This is a genomic window from Streptomyces sp. NPDC051172 (assembly GCF_040682555.1).
Taxonomy (GTDB): Bacteria; Actinomycetota; Actinomycetes; order Streptomycetales; family Streptomycetaceae; genus Streptomyces.
Genome location: NZ_JBFBBE010000393.1, coordinates 1 through 1,226, shown reverse-complemented (window position 1 = coordinate 1,226; position 1,226 = coordinate 1). Strand labels below are relative to the sequence as shown.

The 1,226-nt window shown below is 72.4% G+C and carries 2 protein-coding genes; both read left to right on the top strand.

From position 1 onward, the window contains the following. Positions 1-278 (top strand): FHA domain-containing protein (locus tag AB0N07_RS51390; RefSeq protein ID WP_365847937.1); only part of this gene is annotated, 278 nt, incomplete at its 5' end. Positions 279-281: 3 nt separating this feature from the next. Further along, the coding region (locus AB0N07_RS51385; RefSeq protein ID WP_365847935.1) for a PP2C family serine/threonine-protein phosphatase at positions 282-1,226 on the top strand (945 nt) is incomplete at its 3' end.

Sequence of the window (1,226 nt, the reverse complement as noted above, 5' to 3'; positions counted from 1 at the left end):
TGCGGGTGGTCGAGGGTCCGAAGGCCGGGCAGACCATCGCCCTGGAGGGCCGTCCCCTGCTGATGGGCCGCGCCCAGGACGCCGACCTGGTGCTCGTGGACGACTACGCCTCCGGCCGCCACGCCCGGCTGTTCCCGCAGGGCACCCGCTGGTTCCTCGAGGACCTCGGCTCCACGAACGGCACCTACGTGAACGGCGCCCCCGTCACCCGCGCGCTGCCCGTGGGCCCCGGCACGGCCATCCGCATCGGCAAGACCGTCATGGAGCTCGAGGCCTGACCCATGACCCTCGTCCTCCGCTACGCCGCCCGCTCCGACGTCGGCCGCGTCCGTGCCAAGAACGACGACTCCGCCTACGTGGGCCGTCATCTGGTCGTGCTCGCGGACGGCATGGGCGGGCACGTGGGCGGCGACGTGGCGAGTGCGTCCACGGTGCTGGACCTGGCCCCGCTGGATGCGGTGGGCTACGAGGACCCGGCCACGGTGCTGCCGGACGAGATCCAGAACGCCAACCTGCTCCTCAACGAGCTGGTGCACGCCAACCCCAAGCTCGCCGGCATGGGCACCACGTGCACCGCCGCCCTGCTCGCGGGGACCACGCTGTACATGGCGCACATCGGCGACTCCCGGGCCTACCGGCTCGTGGACGGCGAGTTCTCCCAGGTCACCACGGACCACACGTTCGTGCAGAAGCTCGTGGACGAGGGGCGCCTCGAGGCCGGGGAGGCCCCGTTCCACCCGAACAAGAACGTGCTCATGCGCGTGCTCGGCGACGTGGACGCCTCCCCCGAGCTGGACGTGTTCGAGGTGCCCGTCGCCCCCGGAGAACGCTGGCTGTTCTGCTCTGACGGCCTCACGGACGTGGTCTCCCCCGAGAAGATCCACGAGGTGCTGCGGGACTCGGAGGCTCTCAACCAGGCCGTCGACACCCTCGTGGACCTCACCCTCAAGGGCGGCGCACCGGACAACGTGACCGTGGTGGCGTTCGAGATCGCGGAGGGCACGGCGGAGGAGCTGGCCCCCGTCCCGGACGTCCACCTGTCCGAGCAGGCCCTCGCCGCCGCCCACCCGCCCGAGGTCGGCCCGGTCTCCGGCCTGCTGCTGCGCGAGGACCTGGACGCACGGCCCCACCTGCTCGTCGGCGCGGCCTCCAACGCTGTGAGGACCGATCGCATCCCCGTGGTCACCCGCAGCTCCACGCGCCGCCGTGCCGCCGCCCTGCTCGGC